Source organism: Serratia sp. FS14 (genome assembly GCF_000695995.1).
Classification (GTDB): Bacteria; Pseudomonadota; Gammaproteobacteria; order Enterobacterales; family Enterobacteriaceae; genus Serratia; species Serratia nematodiphila.
In genome coordinates this window covers 4217245-4231811 of record NZ_CP005927.1, presented here as the reverse complement: position 1 = coordinate 4231811, position 14567 = coordinate 4217245, and the positions used below count along the sequence as shown (strand labels likewise).

Annotated in this window: 16 protein-coding genes and 3 tRNA genes; 11 read left to right on the top strand and 8 right to left on the bottom strand. The window is 54.5% G+C overall.

Annotated features, from left to right (window positions below; genetic code table 11):
* Positions 1–27: 27 nt before the first annotated feature.
* Positions 28–387 (bottom strand): hypothetical protein, encoded by a 360-nt coding sequence (locus tag L085_RS19375; RefSeq protein ID WP_004927961.1) that lies wholly within the window; start codon positions 385–387, stop codon positions 28–30.
* Between the two features lie 544 nt (positions 388–931).
* On the opposite strand from L085_RS19375, the gene L085_RS25445 reads away from it, so the two are divergent.
* Complete coding sequence (locus tag L085_RS25445; protein WP_033633390.1) at positions 932–1246, top strand: hypothetical protein; 315 nt, start codon at positions 932–934, stop codon at positions 1244–1246.
* 171 nt (positions 1247–1417) lie between these two features.
* A complete protein-coding gene (locus tag L085_RS19365) occupies positions 1418–1849 on the top strand; it encodes a hypothetical protein (protein ID WP_028128013.1) in 432 nt (143 codons plus the stop codon).
* Positions 1850–1866: 17 nt separating this feature from the next.
* Here L085_RS19365 and L085_RS19360 read toward each other — a convergent pair whose 3' ends face one another.
* Positions 1867–2208, bottom strand: a complete 342-nt coding sequence (locus L085_RS19360; RefSeq protein WP_004927953.1) for a GlpM family protein — start codon at positions 2206–2208, stop codon at positions 1867–1869.
* Positions 2209–2331: 123 nt separating this feature from the next.
* A complete protein-coding gene (locus tag L085_RS19355; RefSeq protein ID WP_004927950.1) occupies positions 2332–2556 on the bottom strand; it encodes a DUF2594 family protein in 225 nt (74 codons plus the stop codon).
* Positions 2557–3260: 704 nt separating this feature from the next.
* Between L085_RS19355 and uvrY the strand changes: the two genes are divergently transcribed.
* The 6 genes from uvrY (at position 3261) to L085_RS19325 (ending at position 7452) form a co-directional block, all read left to right on the top strand.
* Positions 3261–3917, top strand: coding sequence for a UvrY/SirA/GacA family response regulator transcription factor (uvrY, locus tag L085_RS19350; RefSeq protein ID WP_004927947.1), 657 nt, complete (start codon positions 3261–3263; stop codon positions 3915–3917).
* Positions 3910–5742 (top strand): excinuclease ABC subunit UvrC, encoded by a 1833-nt coding sequence (gene uvrC, locus L085_RS19345; RefSeq protein WP_004927940.1) that lies wholly within the window; start codon positions 3910–3912, stop codon positions 5740–5742. The genes uvrY and uvrC overlap by 8 nt, the downstream gene beginning before the upstream one ends.
* Before the next feature lie 58 nt (positions 5743–5800).
* Positions 5801–6349, top strand: coding sequence for a CDP-diacylglycerol--glycerol-3-phosphate 3-phosphatidyltransferase (gene pgsA / locus L085_RS19340; RefSeq protein WP_004927937.1), 549 nt, complete (start codon positions 5801–5803; stop codon positions 6347–6349).
* 144 nt (positions 6350–6493) lie between these two features.
* Positions 6494–6569 (top strand) — tRNA-Gly (locus tag L085_RS19335).
* 713 nt (positions 6570–7282) lie between these two features.
* Positions 7283–7356: transfer RNA gene (locus L085_RS19330), tRNA-Cys, on the top strand.
* 10 nt (positions 7357–7366) lie between these two features.
* Positions 7367–7452, top strand: a tRNA-Leu gene (locus L085_RS19325).
* A 162-nt stretch (positions 7453–7614) separates the two neighbouring features.
* On the opposite strand, the gene L085_RS19320 is transcribed toward L085_RS19325, so the two are convergent.
* A complete protein-coding gene (locus L085_RS19320) occupies positions 7615–8955 on the bottom strand; it encodes an anaerobic C4-dicarboxylate transporter (protein ID WP_044031499.1) in 1341 nt (446 codons plus the stop codon).
* A gap of 237 nt (positions 8956–9192) precedes the next feature.
* Here L085_RS19320 and L085_RS19315 point away from each other — a divergent pair, with 237 nt between their 5' ends.
* The 3 genes from L085_RS19315 (at position 9193) to L085_RS19305 (ending at position 10586) form a co-directional block, all read left to right on the top strand.
* Positions 9193–9645, top strand: coding sequence for a PaaI family thioesterase (locus L085_RS19315; protein WP_044031498.1), 453 nt, complete (start codon positions 9193–9195; stop codon positions 9643–9645).
* A 142-nt stretch (positions 9646–9787) separates the two neighbouring features.
* Positions 9788–10069 (top strand): hypothetical protein, encoded by a 282-nt coding sequence (locus L085_RS19310; RefSeq protein ID WP_004927927.1) that lies wholly within the window; start codon positions 9788–9790, stop codon positions 10067–10069.
* Positions 10035–10586, top strand: coding sequence for a hypothetical protein (locus L085_RS19305; RefSeq protein ID WP_004927924.1), 552 nt, complete (start codon positions 10035–10037; stop codon positions 10584–10586). Before L085_RS19310 ends, L085_RS19305 begins: the two co-directional genes overlap by 35 nt.
* A gap of 57 nt (positions 10587–10643) precedes the next feature.
* On the opposite strand, the gene L085_RS19300 is transcribed toward L085_RS19305, so the two are convergent.
* The 4 genes from L085_RS19300 to L085_RS19285 form a co-directional block, all read right to left on the bottom strand.
* A complete protein-coding gene (locus tag L085_RS19300; protein WP_004927920.1) occupies positions 10644–10913 on the bottom strand; it encodes a hypothetical protein in 270 nt (89 codons plus the stop codon).
* A gap of 96 nt (positions 10914–11009) precedes the next feature.
* The gene (locus L085_RS25560) at positions 11010–11147 is read right to left on the bottom strand and encodes a hypothetical protein (RefSeq protein ID WP_162138956.1); all 138 of its coding nucleotides are present in this window, start codon (positions 11145–11147) and stop codon (positions 11010–11012) included.
* A 135-nt stretch (positions 11148–11282) separates the two neighbouring features.
* Positions 11283–12785 carry a glycine betaine/L-proline transporter ProP gene (gene proP, locus L085_RS19290; RefSeq protein WP_015377406.1) on the bottom strand — a complete coding sequence of 501 codons (1503 nt, stop codon included), beginning with the start codon at positions 12783–12785 and terminating at the stop codon, positions 11283–11285.
* A gap of 414 nt (positions 12786–13199) precedes the next feature.
* The gene (locus L085_RS19285) at positions 13200–14567 is read right to left on the bottom strand and encodes a TolC family protein (RefSeq protein WP_044031497.1); all 1368 of its coding nucleotides are present in this window, start codon (positions 14565–14567) and stop codon (positions 13200–13202) included.

The following is a 14567-nucleotide window of genomic DNA, read 5'->3' as shown; positions in this document are numbered from 1 at the left end:
ATCTCGCCCCAGGCAAACGCCGCCACATTACCATTGCGGCCAATAGTAGGTTTTCTCCCGCCAGCCTTTGCCGTACATACAGGCTTCGATGGTGGCGTCTCGGGCGGACTGATTGCGATCGGTCTGCACTGTTTTAATCGACGGCTCCTTGTCGTAGCGGTATCCCGATGGACAGTCTTTCTTATTCTTCTCGCAAGGAATGTATTTGTTTTCGTAGCTGAACTCCACGTCCCGCACCACGTCCGGGGGGAAGCGATCGTATCCGCGGCTGCGGCATTCGGCATATTCGGCATTCCGGGTACTCTCAACTGCGCCAGGCCTTTCCCATTGGGTGCAGGCGGTCAACATCAATAACGGCAAAACAATCAAACAACGGCAATTCTTCATGGTGTCCCTAACTCTTTCTCTATCCTGAGGCTCGCAGCCTAGGAATGTTCCTAACTGACGAGGTGGGAAAGTGTAATAAACTGGCGGAACAATTGGAAATGATAATGGTTATTGTTTAGGTGTGATTGAGGAAGTGCCGCGTTGAGAGAGGATGTGGCGCATTGAGGGCAGTCTGTAAGGATCAGCGACCTCACGGCGAGGGCTGGACGATGTGGCATTGATTTTATTCATTCTCTTTATGCCGCAATGATCCGACCGCAATTGCATCGTTTTAATGAGGGAAATAATATGCAAGCTAAGTATTTTCTTATCTGGTATGACTATTATTTTTATTTAGGATATTTACCCATGCCAAGGATTTAATGCTCAGTATTAATACCTTAGTTTTTTATTTCTGTTTTTTTATTGGGGTTTTATTTTCAGGTTTTTTCTGGGGAAGACTTTTTAGTTACAGGGAATTCATTTGCATTTTAAATTTGGATTTTTTAAATTCATTTTAGAGGAAGGATAACCGTACGCGATAGAGTCAAAAAAGGAGTTTATTTTGTCTGGGATAAAGAAAACGCCTGAAAGTCATGACGGTTTACCTTCACCATCAGAGGATTATGATACTTTTAAGCACCTCTCCGATGTTGGCGCCGTGTTGGGATATGGGCGAACCCGCTTTTATCAGTGGTGCCGTGGGCGCGGATTTCTAACCCCGATGAACGTTCCGTCCCATGAAATGATCAGCCTGGGATATATGGTGGCGGTGTTATCAGAGACCGGTCATACCCGGGTTTATGTCACGCAGGATGGTTTCAGTTACGTCAGTGGTGCTTTTGCGGCAGATATCCAACGTGGCATGATCAAGTTTTAAATCTGCAAGAATCGCCTTTATTTCAATGGCTTTAATGCAGAATCTTCTTATCCCTGCAGGTTCTTGAGAGGAGTGGGAAGTTATCCGATTTTTTCGTCTCTGCGGTATGAATGCTACTGGAGAAAGCTATTCTCTTGCTACGATAAGCATTATTTTCTTCAGGAGCCAAGGATGAAGCATTACGCCGCGTTGTTATTTGCCTCTGCACTGCTGACGGGGTGTGCGACTCAAGCCGTACCGCCGCAACAGGCTGAGTTGCCCCCCCCAAGCCGTCTGATGCTCTATCAGAATATCCCGGATACGCCTTACGCTACGGTGGTCGTGGTGCGCGACAGCGGAATGCTGGCGGGCAGCTGCCGCACTGGCGTCTATGTGAATGGGGAGTTTGCCGCTTCACTCGAGGCAAAAGAAAAAGCAGAGTTTCGCGTGCCGCCAGGCAATATTTCGGTCAGTATCGGGCAAGATATGATCGAGAACTCTCTATGTATTTGGCGTGAAACCAGCGGCAGCGTGCCGATGACGCTGCGCGCCGGTGAAAGCCGCTATCTGCGCATCGCCGGCGATCGGCAGCGAGGCTTCGTGTTGCAGGCAGGGCGGCCGTAACAGCCCAGGCAAGGGCGTTAACGCCCTTGCCACCATCCCCACAGCGTAATTAATAGCCACGCCGCCGCAATCCAGCACAGTACCGCCGCCCCCAGCGCTAACGACAGCCGCAGGCTGTTAATCAGGAAATACAGCGAAATCAAATATACCAGGTAGGGCAATACCGCCCACATGCCGAAAATCAGCGTCGTTTTCAGTGCCGCAATTGAACGTTCGCTGCCGACAATGTAATGCGCAATCAGGGCGAAAGTGGGAAAGAGCGGGACTAAACCGGCGATATAATAGTTGCGCGTTTTGGCCAGCAGGCCGATTAGAACCACGACCAGCGCGCCGATCAGCGCTTTGACAAGGATGCCCATAACGGTCTCGGGTGTGGGGGAGAAAGTCAACACACTGCCCGAAAGCACGTGCAAGATCAATGGAGTGTGGCGCAGCGTGGTGAAAAGCAGACCCACAAGAAGTGCGGGTCTGGGGCGCAACGCTTACTGACGGTAAGCGTGCTTGATTTGCTGAATGCTGTTCTTGAAGATTTCTGCCTGAGTCGGATCTTCAATCTGCGCGATGAAACGTTCCATGTTGATGATGACTTTCCCGGCGTCGGCCTGGCCGATCGACTTCAAGATCAGCGTCAGCGTAGCTTTGAGGCAGGCAACCTCGGTCGCCAAGATTTCCGGGTTTGCAGACGTAGTGAAATCAACGTTGCTCATTTTCTCTCCTGATTTTTTGAGGCCGTAGCCTGATACAAGCTGCTTTGGCGCACCGCGCGCGGGCTAAAAAGTAGCCCCGGGCGCGGCGGCGAATTTAACTGGGCGCGGAGTATAGCATAGCATGAGTCTGTCATCTGCACCGGGCTTGCTCAGGTCTCGCGGGTGGGCAACGTTCGCTCATTGCCTGTCTGAATCATCTACTCTCGGCAAGTTATTTCGAGGTGGTTAACAAGTATTTTTCCGGTACGTTATTGTTGAACAATCGGGGTTATTATAATTATTGGGGGCGGAGGCGCCGATTTTACCGGAGTTTGCCGGGAATAATAGTTTCGACCGAGGGTTGCCGGACCCACGTTGGCCGCAGATTTTGTTACGCCTTTAAATATCAAATGATTACAAACAGCCAACAGCCGTGTTAATATTATTCATGTCGTGATTGCTTACACAGATTTCTCCCTCGCGGCATGATTGTCGCGCTATCCTGTGTCAGACGCAGCGCGACGAAATTATTTTCGTCGCCCGATCTTTTCCGACGTGACGATTTATCGGCGGCATAGACGGCTAAAATTGAAAAATCAGCTCTGCTCCGCAAAGTTATTCGGAAGTATGTATTAATCTGTGTTCATTCTTGTCTGAAAAACAAGTAATATCTCTGGCGAAAACAGAGGCCGATTGCGTTACTCCCTTTTTTTGGAGATTTTTCCTTGATTAGCGTTCTTCTTGTTGATGACCACGAACTGGTGCGCGCAGGGATACGACGCATTCTTGAAGATATCAAAGGTATAAAAGTTGTCGGTGAGGCTCAGTGCGGTGAAGACGCCGTAAAATGGTGCCGTGGCAACGCTGTCGATATCGTGCTGATGGACATGAATATGCCGGGCATTGGCGGGCTGGAAGCCACGCGCAAGATTGTGCGTTATGCACCCGACGTCAAAGTCATCATGTTGACCATCCATACTGAAAACCCTTTGCCCGCGAAGGTGATGCAGGCGGGTGCCGCCGGTTACCTGAGCAAGGGCGCCGCGCCGCAGGAAGTGATTAACGCCTTGCGTTCCGTGCATGCCGGGCAGCGCTATATCGCGTCTGATATCGCACAGCAGATGGCCCTGAGTCAGTTGGAACCGCAGGCTGAAACGCCGTTCAGCTGCTTGTCTGAACGCGAGTTACAGATCATGTTGATGATCACCAAAGGCAAAAAAGTGAATGAGATCTCGGAGCAACTGAGTCTCAGCCCGAAAACGGTGAACAGCTACCGTTACCGCATGTTCAGCAAACTGAATATCAGCGGCGACGTCGAATTGACTCACCTGGCCATCCGACATGGATTGTTCAATGCGGAGACGTTGTTAAGCAGTGAATGACCGTTTTGATGCCAAAGCCTTCCTGAGTACCGTCACCAGCCAGCCCGGCGTCTACCGTATGTATGACGCCACGGGTACGGTGATCTACGTCGGTAAAGCCAAAGACCTGAAAAAGCGTCTCGCCAGCTATTTTCGGCAGCAGGTCAGCAGCCGTAAAACCGAGACGCTGGTTAAAAATATCGCGCAAATAGACGTAACGGTTACCCACACCGAAACAGAAGCGCTGTTGTTGGAACATAACTACATTAAATTGTACCAACCGCGATATAATGTTCTTTTGCGAGACGATAAATCTTATCCGCTGATTTTTCTCAGTGCGGATACCCATCCCCGTTTGGCGGTGCATCGCGGCGCCAAACACGCCAAAGGCGAATATTTCGGGCCTTTCCCCAACTCTTACGCCGTGCGCGAGACGCTGGCGCTGCTGCAGAAACTGTTCCCAATCCGCCAGTGCGAAAACAGCGTGTATCGCAACCGTTCGCGTCCGTGCCTGCAGTATCAGATCGGCCGTTGTCTGGGGCCTTGTGTTGCCGGCCTGGTGAGCGAAGAAGAGTACCGGCAGCAGGTGGACTACGTGCGGCTGTTTCTTTCTGGCAAAGATCAGCAGGTATTGCACCAGCTGATTGAGCGTATGGAAGAAGCCAGCAAACTGCTTAATTTCGAAGAGGCGGCGCGCATTCGCGATCAAATTCAGGCCGTGCGCCGCGTCACCGAACGGCAGTTCGTGTCGGGCGACAGCGACGATCTGGACGTGATCGGCGTGGCGTTCGATGCCGGTATGGCGTGCCTGCATGTGCTGTTCATCCGTCAGGGCAAGGTGCTGGGCAGCCGCAGCTATTTCCCTAAAGTGCCGGGCGGCACGGATATGGGCGAGGTGGTGCAGACCTTTGTCGGCCAGTTCTATCTGCAAGGCAGCCAGGCGCGTACGCTGCCCGGCGAGATCCTGCTGGATTTCAGCCTGCCGGAAAAAGACCTGCTTGCGGAATCGCTCTCCGAGTTGGCGGGGCGCAAGATCCAAATTCAAAGCAAACCGCGCGGCGATCGCGCCCGTTATCTGAAACTGGCGCGCACCAACGCGGCAACGGCGTTGACCACCAAGCTGTCGCAACAGTCGACGATCCATCAGCGGCTGGCGGAATTGGCCAAAGTGCTGAACCTGACGGAAATCAACCGTATGGAGTGCTTCGATATCAGCCATACCATGGGTGAGCAGACCGTGGCTTCGTGCGTGGTGTTCGACGGAAACGGCCCCGTGCGAGCGGAGTATCGGCGTTACAATATCAGCGGCATCACTCCTGGCGATGACTACGCGGCGATGACGCAGGTGCTGAAGCGCCGTTACGGCAAAGCGCTGGAAGAGAAAAAGATCCCGGATGTCATCTTCATCGACGGCGGTAAAGGGCAGCTCGGCATGGCGATCGACGTATTCAAATCGCTGAATGTTACCTGGGACAAAAATAAGCCGCTGCTGATCGGCATCGCCAAAGGCGCCGACCGTAAGGCAGGGTTAGAAACGTTGTTCTTTGTGCCGGAAGGTGAAGGGATTTCTCTGCCGCCGGATTCGCCGGCGCTGCATGTGATCCAACACATCCGCGACGATTCGCACAATCATGCCATTACCGGTCACCGGCAGAGAAGGGCGAAAGTCAGGAATACCAGCGCATTGGAGCTGATTGAAGGCGTAGGGCCGAAACGGCGCCAGGTGCTGTTGAAGTATATGGGCGGACTGCAACCTTTGTTGAACGCCAGCGTGGAGGAAATTGCAAAAGTGCCGGGTATTTCACAAGCATTGGCAGAAAAGATCTACAATGCATTGAAACACTGAGGGCAATGTAGCAACATACTCTTAATTTCCACTCTAGCCAGATAGTTACCGTAGCATTATGCAATTGAATATACCGACTTGGCTTACCCTGTTTCGCGTAGTTCTGATCCCATTCTTTGTGCTGGCGTTTTATCTGCCGTTCAACTGGGCTCCGATGGTTTGCGCCGTTATCTTTGTGTTTGCCGCCGTCACCGACTGGTTTGACGGCTTCCTGGCACGTCGCTGGAAACAAACGACGCGCTTCGGGGCGTTTTTGGATCCGGTCGCGGACAAAGTGATGGTGGCGGTGGCGCTGGTGCTGGTGGCTGAGCACTACCACAGCTGGTGGATCACGCTGCCGGCGGCCACCATGATCGCCCGTGAAATCATCATTTCGTCGCTGCGCGAGTGGATGGCGGAAATTGGCAAACGCAGCAGCGTGGCGGTGTCCTGGATCGGCAAAGTGAAAACCATGGCGCAGATGATGTCGCTGGTGGGCTTGCTGTGGCGGCCGGATCGTTCCGTAGAGTATGTGGCGATTGGCTTGTTGTATATCGCGGCGGTGCTGACTTTCTGGTCGATGTTCCAATATTTGAACGCGGCACGCAACGATTTGCTGGAACCGTGATCGATACGCTGCAAAAAGCGGCAAACGATCGTGGTGTGCCAACAATTTTATTGACTCATCACGTCAGGTAAGTAGAATGCATCGCATCAGACGACAACGATGAATTGCCGAAAGATAGCAAAGAAATCAGTCAGTTCTGGTAATGCGGGAATAGCTCAGTTGGTAGAGCGCAACCTTGCCAAGGTTGAGGTCGCGAGTTCGAGCCTCGTTTCCCGCTCCAAACATTAGCCTGTTGAATCTTCGTGATTCGGCAGGTAAGAAAAAGGGGCTTCGGCCCCTTTTTCGTTTTCTATTCCTTTGCCGTCCGGCGAAACCTTTCTTCATCTTCCTGCATCGATTCTTGTCCCTATATCTCCTGCCATTTTCATACCGCAGGATACCTCCTGAAAACAGGCACATTTGATTGGATATCATGTCGATGCTCTGTGGGGTATTGATGCCGAGCCATCGTGCGGCGTACAACGCGATGTGAGTCTCCAGTTCTGCAGTTGCGTTGGTCGTTCAGGGCGGTGGCACCGAAGATTGCGCGATGTCCCCATGATGATGCTTTGCCCGGTACCCCATGATCATAAGCAAATGAAAAGCCGGGGAGGGCACGGGTAAGCGATTCCTGTCGAGAAAAAAGATCCGATTTGCCCGTGAATCCCTAAGCCGATGCATATAAAATCAACATTCCGCTTGCCTTTCCGTTGGCATTGTGAACAGTGCGCCCACAAAATAAGCAGTTGAAAGCGTTAGAGAACTTTTTGCTATTTCGGGGGGTTGCCAAGGTGGGGGGTTTAGTCCATAATGCAGTCCATCGATTCGGCGGTAACGAAATAAATTACTTAAGAATCAGATGATTAAGATGAGCGATTTCAACATCGCGATTGAAAAGAACAAAACGAAGTGGGTGAATCACCGGCTTTGGCCTGAAAAGGCAAACAGAATAAAGGCGCGTTAACAAAGCGGTTATGTAGCGGATTGCAAATCCGTCCAGTCCGGTTCGACTCCGGAACGCGCCTCCAACTTTCCCGAGCCCGGGTGGTGAAATCGGTAGACACAAGGGATTTAAAATCCCTCGGCTTATGGCTGTGCGGGTTCAAGTCCCGCCCCGGGTACCAGGGAACAAAAATACCGAATAATCAAAGCAATAAGTAGTAATGTCGTAACCGCCGAGAGGCGGTTTTTTTGTGCCTGAAATTCGCATTACGCCTGCATTTTTCCCTTTCTTGTCATGCCGCTACCCTGCCTGCAGGGAGCCCCGCAGGGCTCCACAGTACAGATCATAAGAAACCGAACGCCGCGGCGAGGATCCAGCCGAAGACGCAGGAGACGCTGACGCCGATCAGGCCCGGTAGAATGAAGCTGTGATTGATCACGAAGCGGCCGATGCGGGTGGTGCCGGAGCGGTCGAACTGAATTGCCGCCAGATCGCTGGGGTAGGTCGGCAAAATATAATAACCGTAGCAGGCCGGCGCTGAAGCGACGATATAGGCCGGGTTGACGCCGATCGCCAGCGCCACCGGCACCAGCGCCGCCAGCGCGGCAGCCTGCGAATTGACGAATTTCGACACCAGCAGCAGGATCAGCGCATAGGCCCAGGGGTACTCTTTCACCAGCACGCCCAGCGTGGCTTCTATCTGCGTCAGGTGCGCGCCGAACATGGTTTCCGCCATCCAGGCGACGCCATACACCGCCACGATGGCAATCATGCCGGAACGGAACACCTCGTTTTTAGAGATAGACGCCGGGTTGGTGCGGGTGATGATAACGATCAACGCCCCGGCCATCAGCATGCACATCTGGATCACCAGAACCATGGAGAGCGGCTTGCCGCCGAAGCTGGGCCGCAGGCCGGCAAAGGCCCCCAGCACCGCCACCAGGGCGATGGTGGCGAGGAAAATCCACATGGCGATCCAGTTGCTGCGCGGCAAGACCCGATCCAGCAGGGTAGCGGCGTCGCCGTAGACATAGCGATGGTTCTCCGGCACCGAGATGAACTTCTGGAACTCCGGATCTTTGTCCAGGTCTTTGCCGCGGAACCAGCTGAAGATGCCGATCGCCAGAATGCCGCACAGCGTCGAAGGGATGGTGATAGACAGCAGATCGAGGAATTCCAGATGGCGGCCATTGAAGGTGTAGCTGCTGAGCATTGCCACCAATGACACCACCGCCACCGAGACCGGGCTGGCGATAATGCCCATCTGCGCGCCGATCGAACTGGCCGCCATCGGCCGTTCCGGGCGGATATTATTTTTGATCGCCACGTCATAGATGATCGGCAAGATGGTGTACACCACATGGCCGGTGCCGCACAGGATAGTGAGAATGCAGGTGACGAAGGGGGCGATGATCGAGACATAACGCGGGTTGCGCCGTAGCATCCGCTCGGCGATCTGCAGCATGACGTCCAACCCGCCTGAGGCCTGCAGGGTGGCGGAGGCCGCCACCACCGCGATGATCACCAGCATCACGTCTACCGGCGGTTTGCCGGGCTGCAGGTGAAAGCCAAACACCAGGATCATCAAACCGATACCGCCCAGTAACCCCAGCGCAATGCCGCCCTTACGCGCCCCATACAGCAGGCATGCCAATATAACCGCTAATTGCAGAAAGAAATCCATGATAGATACGCCTTAATAATGTTGAACTTAACTGCGTTCAGTTTCCGGCGGTGTTTACAGTAGAAAGTTGTTTTAAATCTAAAGGCGCTAAAAAATTGTGGTTATTAGCTCTAAAGAGTGATGACGGTCACGTTCAGAGGATCTGAAGAGCAGGCGGCTGACGACATCAGCACGAAAAAGCAAGTTAAGAGGTCAGACCTCTTCTATATAACCGGTTTACCACCAGAGGAGAGAGCAATGGATCCGACAAAAATGACCGGGCTGGCGTTATTACAGGCTGCGATGGCTGGCAAGATCCCACCGGCCTCGATCGCTGAAACCGTGCCCATGAAACCGGTCGAGGTGGAAGAGGGGTATATTCGCATCGCGGCGCGGGCCGACGGGCGCCATCTGAATCCACTGGGGGGCGTACATGGCGGTTTCGCCGCCACGGTTTTGGACTCGGTGACCGGTTGCGCGGTGCACAGTACGCTGGGCGCGGGGATTGGCTATGGCACCGTCGATCTGCAGGTTAAAATGTTGCGCCCTGTGCCGAAGGAAACTGATCTGATCGCTGAGGGGCGTCTGGTCTATGCGGCGAAGAACGTCGCTTTCGCTGAAGGCACGCTCAAAACGGCGGAAGGGAAGCTGCTGGCTTCGGCAACCGCCACTTGCTTTATTATTCGCCCCACCGAACAAGCACCGCAATAACCTGCTTTTTTATCGGGCTTCGGGTTATCAACCCGGAGCCGGATGCATTTATCTTCGGCTGCATACCTTGCTGCGCTACGATGGCAGGCGCGATACGCCATTGTGGTCTAGTATTCTTGGGTGAAAATTTATCGGGGTGATTATGCAGCCGTATAAAGAGGTTGAGTTTGATCATGAGCTTTGTCTGGCGATCGGCAAAGCCGTATTAGACGTGGTGGCGCAGGGGGAAGAAACCAGCGCTCCGGCGGTGATGAACGCGATTGAGCGGTCGGTGGCGCAGGGTCTGAATGACGACGAAACCGCCATCGCCGACGACGCCCTGGATGTGATGGCTCGTCTCATCCACGGTTTCAGATTCATTAATCTCGCGGGTGAAGAGGATACTCCCCATGCATTGGTTGAATTTCAAGCGCTACAAGAGTGACGTTGCCAAACAGGCCGTGCCGCCGCATTTGAATGCGGCTGAGTTTGCGCGGCATTACGCCGACAAGCCGCAAGCCGATACGGAAGAGTACCTTTCGTTGAGCGGGGAGATGTGCTGGGATGCGGTGGTGCTTTGCGCTCACCGTTCAGGCGCGCTCAGCAAGGCGAAATACAAGCAGCTGTGGCTGACGGTGTTCGATAAGCAATATAAACATTTCGTCAGCCCTGATGATACCGAGATCCGCACCATGGCGGATATGCTGCGCGCGCCGCAGGGATGTTTTATCGGTATATTTTCCATGCGCGATGCGGCGGCGCCCCGATTGCTGCATGCCATGATCGGCACCGGTGCGGGATTTGCCGCGGGCAATAAAAATCTTTGCATCGGCGTGGGCGGCGCGGTCGGTTGGGAAAATCTCAATCTGGCGCGCGATCTGCGCTGGCAGCCGGAAGGCGGTTTTTTACGCCAGGGCGACAACGAAGTGCTGCGCATTTTTTATCGGCCTTTCCCCGCCTGAACCACCGGCCGCAGGCTTTTTAGGATAAAAAACCGCCGCCCGGCGGTTTTTTGTTGCTTACTTAAACCCGCCGTTGCGTATGAACTCGAGACCGGCGGTGGTGATCCGCGTTTGGTGCGGATCGATATCATAGTTGTTCTCGTCGATGTCGCTCATCACATAGGCTTGTATCAGCCCCTTGGTTTTAAGATAGGCGAAGGGATCGGCGAAGGCGTGCGGGCTGGTGGCGTCCTGCTTCCACAGTTCGTAGGTTTTTTCATCCAGCGTGCCGGGGTGATTGGCGGCCAGGTGGGTCAGGATCTGATTGTAGAACTCATAGTCGGTCATGATGCGGTCCTCTTTATCGCGAGCGACAGTCTCGGAAAATGGCGTAACGTCTATCAATCATAGCCGAAGTTTCCCACCGCCTGCGGCGGCGTCGGGTTAGCCGCGTTGGCTTTCAATCCAGTGAAACAGACGTGAAATGCTGAAGGTGATATCGCCAATGTTGAAAAGCGCGCCGAGCCACAGGGTCAGCATCACCAGGATGCCGATGATGATGGGAAGGTCCATTTTGCTCATGATCATGTTCTTCATCAATAAAGAGTGTGCGGCAAAGCGTACCACCAATCCTGATTGTCATAAAAATGCGCTGCGCATTATTTCTTTTGAAATCAAAGTAAAAAAGCCACCCAAACGGGTGGCTTTCAGCGGCGATCAGTCCAGCTTGGGGTGCTGGTCTATCAGGATCTGCTTTTTCTTTTCCAGCTCGGCGATCTGCGCGTTGATGTCCTCGACTTTCTGTTCGATGTTGTCGTAGGTCTCCTGCAGCAGTTCTTTCGCTTCGGTACGGTCAGAAGCGGCCGGCGTCGCGCCGCGCAGCGGCTTGTTGGCGGTCTCTTTCATGTACAGACCGGTGATAAGACCGATTACAGCCACAACCATCAGGTAGTAGGCCGGCATGTACAGGTTGCCGGTCGCTTCGACCAGCCAGGCAGCGACGGTCGGCGTTGCACCGGCGATCAGTACCGAAATGTTGAACGAAATCGCCAGCGCGCTGTAGCGGATGTGCGTCGGGAACATTGCCGGCAGAATCGAGGCCATCACCCCGGTGAAGGAGTTGAGCAGCACCGCCAGCACCAGCAGACCGACGAAGATCAGGCCGATGACGTTGCTGTTGATCAAAATGAAGCACGGGATCGCCAGCGCCAACAGGCCGATGCTGCCGCCGATGATGAACGGCTTACGACCGATACGGTCGCTGGTCAGGCCGATCACCGGCTGCACGAACAGCATGCCGATCATGATGGCGATGATGATCAGAACGCCGTGATCCTCCGAGTAGTGCAGGTTATGCGACAGGTAACTCGGCATGTAGGTCAACAGCATGTAATAGGTCACGTTGGTGGAAATCACGATACCGACGCACACCAGCAAACTTTTCCAGTGTTTGGCCGCGATCTCTTTGAACGAGGTTTTCGGCGGATTTTCGATGGCGTTGCGATCTTCTTTCTCCATCTTATCCACGTGCTGCTGGAACGCCGGGGTTTCTTCCAGCGCATGGCGCAGATAGAGACCGATCAGACCCAGCGGCGCGGCGATGAAGAACGGAATGCGCCAGCCCCAGTCGAGGAAGTTGGCTTCGCCGACGATGCTGGAGATCAGCACCACTACGCCTGCGCCCATCACAAAGCCGGCGATGGAGCCGAAGTCCAGCCAGCTGCCCATAAAGCCGCGTTTGCGGTCCGGTGAGTATTCGGCGACGAAGATCGCCGCACCGGAATATTCACCGCCGACGGAGAAGCCCTGCGCCAGTTTGGCCAGCAGCAGCAGGATCGGGGCCCAGATGCCGATCGACGCATAGGACGGGATCAGGCCGATACAGAAGGTGCTGACCGCCATGATGATAATGGTGACCGAGAGAACTTTTTGCCGGCCGAACTTGTCGCCCATAGCGCCGAAGAACAGGCCGCCGAGCGGACGCACCAGGAAGGGCACGGAGAAGGTCGCCAGCGCGGCGATCATTTGCACGCCGGGAGAGGCGCCGGGGAAGAAGACCTGGCCAAGCGCATAGGCGACAAAGCCGTATACGCCGAAGTCGAACCACTCCATCGCGTTGCCCAGGGCCGCCGCGGTGATCGCCTTCTTGAGTTTGCTGTCATCGATGATGGTGATGTCGTTAATGTGCATCGGTTTATGTCGTTTTTTTCTTAACTTCATATAATCATCCCTTAATGAATTATTCGTTGTTCGTGAAAGCGTCATCTCCGTTCACTGTTGTTTTCGAGTTATCAAATCGGCTAATCGAATCGCGATTCAAAACGATTCATTATCCACATTTAAGTTGGGATGTGGATCACAAAATATCGTCGTTTATGCCAAGGTTATGTCATTTAGGTGACTAATTATTTTGCATCTATAGCTTAACGTTATATCTTGCGGCGATCAAATTAAGCAGTTTAACTTAAGTATTTGCACCGATTTGGTGCGAGAATAGTCTAATAATTGTGCTATTTGACGGTTTTTCGTCTGATTGATGATGTTTCAAGTATAGAGAGTACGGGAGATAAAACAGGAAAAATTGATGTGTTCGTCGCTAAAAAAACGCCTGACCAACTGGCCAGGCAGTTTGGATTAGGGCGCCGACGAACCGCCGAACTCCAGATAGATTTTCGCCAGGTTCTGGTACTGCGCGAAGCGGTTTTCGTCTACCGCCAGTTCCGCCTGACGGCGTTGCTCCTGAGCGTTCAGCCAGTCGGTAATGGTGACGGCGCCCTGCCGGTAGCGCACCTCGTTCAGCCGCTCCGATTTGCGCGCCAGCGCCAATGAGGCGCGCAACTGCGTCTCCTGCGCCAGCAGCTGCGTGCGCAGTGACAGCGCATTGTTCACATCGCCCATCGCTTTGTACAGCGCCTGCTTGAAGGCCAGAACTTGCTGTTCATAGTCGTTGCGGGCGATCTTGATCTCCACGCCCATTTGCCGCCACTGCAGGAACGGCAGCGTCAGGCTGGCGCTGAGGCTGCCCGTCGGGTTGCGCAGGAATTCCAGCAGCGCGCTGCTGCTGGCGCCCAGTGAACCGGTCAGGCTGAACTCGGGATAGTATTGCAGACGTTTTTCATCGACGTTGGCCAGGGCGGCGCGCAACCGCAGCTCTTGAGCGCTGAGATCCGGGCGACGGCTCAGGACGCTGGCGGGAATGCCGGTGTTGATCTGCGGCATCGCCGCCGTCGGCAGGCGTGCGGGCGCGATGGTGGCCTGGCCCGAAGGCGCACCCAGCAGCACCGCCTGTTCGTTCAGCGCCTGTTGGCGTTTGTGCTGCAACGCCAGCAGTCGGCTTTCCTGCGTCAGCAAGCTTTGCTCCGCGTTCACCACGTCCAGCGCCGAGATGCTGCCGGCCTGATAACGGGCGTTGGCCAGCCGTAGCGTCGTTTTGGCATAGGCGATGCTCGCCCGGCTGACGTCGATCTGCTGATTGAGGAAGCCGATGCGCCAGTAATTCGTGGCGGCGTCGGCCAGCAGCGTCAGGCGCGCCGTTTGCAGATCCTGCTCGGAAGCCTGGCTGGCCCACTCGGCGGCGTCGCGCTGGCGCGCCAGTTTACCCCACAGATCGACTTCATAGCTCGTAGAGAGTGTCGCGTTGCTGGTTTTATTCCACGCGGAGGACTCGGACAGCGGGCGATTAATGCCGCTGCCTAATGAGGCGCTGACGCCGGGCGCGGTGCTGATGCCGACGCGTTCCGCCTTGAGCCGCGCGCGGTAAACGCGCAGCACGGCGGCGGCCAGATCGTTATTGCTCGCCATCACCAGTTGCAGCCAACGATCGAGCTCGGGATCGTGGAAATCGCGCCAGTCGAACGGCGTCGGCGCGGCGTTGTCGGCAGCGTATTGCCACCCCGCAGGATAGTTGACCTGCGGCGCCCGGTAGTCGCTTTTCAGGGCATTACCGCAGCCGGCGGTGAGCAGGGCGGCGAAGCTTAACGCCAGGGGAGATAAAATTTTCAT